We start from the raw sequence: 2,760 nt of genomic DNA, 5'->3' as shown, positions 1-2,760 counted from the left end.
TCCAAACTTATTTCCCCCAAATTGAATTGCTTGTTAAAAATTATAGCACAATAAACCCCGGCCACGTGTTTGTAGGAGATACACAGGGTTTTGAATACTTTAAGAAAAATTATACAGATGCTGCATTGCATGAACAAGGACGGCAAGGTATTTTTTACCTGCATCCTAACCAGAAAGGCGCTGCCCGTTTAGGAGAACTTTGGGTCAAGGCCATCTACAAGGTGTTGTATAAGTAACAGGATTAATCCGGTTCGTTTGTTTTTTTCTCGGGCGGGGTAGAAACTATCTCGCCAAATTCGTTTACGTAAGCCATCATGCCATCCATGTCGCCGCCTGACGAGTTTTCCTGGCGCTCCTGTTTACGCTGAGCCTTGTCCTCTTTCTTTTTTTGCCGGTTTTTTTCCAATTGTTTTTTCATGAAGGTTGCCTGCGATTTTGCCATATTTTATCTGGATTAGTGAATAAAAAAAGCATCCGCTGAGAAAGCGGATGCTTTGTAAGGTGACAATATAGTCATTTTAAACGGATTTTCGTTTAAATAAAATACTTTAAGCTTAGTTTAAACCGTTAGTAGTTTGTATATCAAGGCATAGCAATGTGTAACAAATAGCAATTTATAATTTACATTTATTAAATATTTCAAAATAAGCTGATTTTCAATAAATAAAGGTTAGCTTTAAGAAATTCCTTCCCATACACAAAGTAATTTATTTAGGCATTGCCAATTTCTGATAAGGTAATATTAAGCTTTGGCTAATGAATACCTGCAGATGATTGCCATTACAAATATTAGCAGATCATAACATCAATTAACACACAATACAATGAGTAAAGACAGAAAAACGGTTAAGGAAACAAAAAAGGCACCTACCGTAAACGTGAACAAAAAGCAATCAGCATATCAATCAGGTAAAGGTTCGGCTTCTTCGGATCTATCAAGCAAAAAATAATTAAATGAGTGAACAGACAATTGAAACACAAACCAAAATGTACCTTTATGATCTGACTAACCTGGCCAAAGAGCACGGTTTTAAGGCAGATGATAATTGGGAATTTAGTATGGTTACCAATGCCGACAGGATAAAGATCCAAAAGAACTACTACCCTACCAATGCAACCAAAATAGTCCCTGAAATATTACTACAGGTATTAAACTCTGTAAAAGCCGGGCTTAAACAATCGTATACCCGTGATGATAGCCAAATTGATAAACGTACTATCATTGCTGATGAATTGGATTACCTGGTTGCGTTTAACCCTAAAAGACCAAGAACGTAAGCAAAAACAATAAAACCGTCATGTCGAATTTATTTCGGCATCTCTCTTGCAAATTTATCAACCGTCCTGAGAGATCCTGAAATAAGTTCAGGATGACCTGTTCTTTTTTACAACAACTCCGTGGCTAAATTAGCCAGCTCGCTCCTTTCACCTTTTTGTAAGGTGATATGGGCGTAAAGCGGGTGTCCTTTCGCCTTATCTATAAGGTACGATAAACCATTACTCTCTGCATCAAGATACGGGGTATCTATCTGGTAAATATCACCGGTGAATACAAATTTACTGTTTTCGCCTGCGCGGGATATAATGGTTTTCACCTCGTGCGGGGTTAAATTCTGCGCTTCATCAACAATAAAGAAGATCTTACTTAATGTACGCCCGCGGATAAAGGCCAGCGGGGTAATAGATATTTTATCATTAGCTACTAACTCATCAAGTTTAGCCTGCATCTTTTCGTCATCTACAAACTGATCTTTAATAAACTTCAGGTTGTCCCATATCGGGGCCATGTATGGGTCTATCTTTGATTTTATATCACCGGGCAAAAAGCCAATATCTTTATTACTTAGCGGTATTATAGGGCGTGTTACAAATATCTGGCGATAATGCTTGCGTTGTTCCAGCGCGCTGGCCAAAGCTAATAAGGTTTTACCGGTACCAGCGTTGCCCTGTATGGTTACCAGTTTAATATCGGGGTGCAACAGCGCGTGTATAGCAAAGGCCTGCTCTGTATTACGTGGGAATATATTTAACACCAGCTGTTCTGTAACTTTTTCCAGTTGCCCGCTTTGCGAATTATAAAAGCCCGATGCTGAGCCATTCTTGTTGTTTAATACATAGAACTGATTGCCCGACTTCGGGTCGATACCCAGTTCGCTGATGGGCAGGCTATTATTTTTATTGAGTTTGCCTAGTAGTTTTTCGGTAATTTTATTTAAAATGGTTTTGCCGGTATAAAGCTCTTCCAGGTTTTTTACCTTGCCTGTTTCATAATCTTCTGCATACAGGTTAAGCGATTTTGCTTTCAGCCGCAAGCATATGTCTTTTGATACCAGGATCACCTTCCTGTCGGGATGTTCAAACTGAACGCCCAGGGCGGCGTTTAGTATGCGGTGATCTATCTTATCAGATCCAAAAACAACTTCGGCATCGGCGCTGGCATTTTTGACATCCATTATCACCTTAAAACAACCTTTGCTTTTGCCGTTTAGTGGTAGCCACTGATTTATCAGCCTGTTACGCGACATGTCGTCCATTATCCTTATAAAGCTGCGTGCCTCAAAATTGCGGGTATCATTACCGCTCTTCATGTTGTCCAGCTCTTCCAGTACCTGTATGGGTATGGCTACGTCATGTTCCTGGAAATTCTCAAAGGCGTTGTGGTCATAAAGTATAACCGAGGTATCCAGCACAAATATTTTCTTCTTTCCGTCTGTTTTTCCTGTAGATTCCATCATCAAGGCTAAATTAGGTATTTTGGAT

The 2,760-nt window shown here is 39.5% G+C and carries 4 protein-coding genes and 1 pseudogene; 3 read left to right on the top strand and 2 right to left on the bottom strand.

Annotated elements, in window-relative coordinates; translation table 11 throughout:
* Window positions 1-236 (top strand): annotated as a pseudogene (locus tag JWQ85_RS11810) (lipolytic protein G-D-S-L family); the annotation flags it as partial.
* Window positions 237-241: 5 nt separating this feature from the next.
* Here the strand turns inward: JWQ85_RS11810 and JWQ85_RS11805 are convergent.
* Window positions 242-442 (bottom strand): hypothetical protein, encoded by a 201-nt coding sequence (locus JWQ85_RS11805; RefSeq protein ID WP_299468146.1) that lies wholly within the window; start codon window positions 440-442, stop codon window positions 242-244.
* A gap of 382 nt (window positions 443-824) precedes the next feature.
* Here JWQ85_RS11805 and JWQ85_RS11800 point away from each other — a divergent pair, with 382 nt between their 5' ends.
* A complete protein-coding gene (locus JWQ85_RS11800) occupies window positions 825-950 on the top strand; it encodes a hypothetical protein (RefSeq protein WP_256537163.1) in 126 nt (41 codons plus the stop codon).
* 4 nt (window positions 951-954) lie between these two features.
* The gene (locus JWQ85_RS11795; protein WP_256537164.1) at window positions 955-1,278 is read left to right on the top strand and encodes a hypothetical protein; all 324 of its coding nucleotides are present in this window, start codon (window positions 955-957) and stop codon (window positions 1,276-1,278) included.
* A 107-nt stretch (window positions 1,279-1,385) separates the two neighbouring features.
* Here the strand turns inward: JWQ85_RS11795 and JWQ85_RS11790 are convergent, their stop codons facing one another.
* Window positions 1,386-2,732, bottom strand: a complete 1,347-nt coding sequence (locus JWQ85_RS11790) for a PhoH family protein (RefSeq protein WP_299468148.1) — start codon at window positions 2,730-2,732, stop codon at window positions 1,386-1,388.
* Between the last annotated feature and the right edge of the window lie 28 nt (window positions 2,733-2,760).

Source organism: Mucilaginibacter sp. (genome assembly GCF_028288105.1).
Taxonomy (GTDB): domain Bacteria; phylum Bacteroidota; class Bacteroidia; order Sphingobacteriales; family Sphingobacteriaceae; genus Mucilaginibacter.
This window is presented reverse-complemented; position numbering and strand designations above follow the sequence as displayed.

Excerpts from the sequence above, each read along its gene's own strand:
- JWQ85_RS11805 (WP_299468146.1), bottom strand. The coding sequence starts at position 442 with ATGGCAAAATCGCAGGCAACCTTCATGAAAAAACAATTGGAAAAAAAC.
- JWQ85_RS11800 (WP_256537163.1), top strand. The coding sequence starts at position 825 with ATGAGTAAAGACAGAAAAACGGTTAAGGAAACAAAAAAGGCACCTACC.
- JWQ85_RS11795 (WP_256537164.1), top strand. The coding sequence starts at position 955 with ATGAGTGAACAGACAATTGAAACACAAACCAAAATGTACCTTTATGAT.
- JWQ85_RS11790 (WP_299468148.1), bottom strand. The coding sequence starts at position 2,732 with ATGGAATCTACAGGAAAAACAGACGGAAAGAAGAAAATATTTGTGCTG.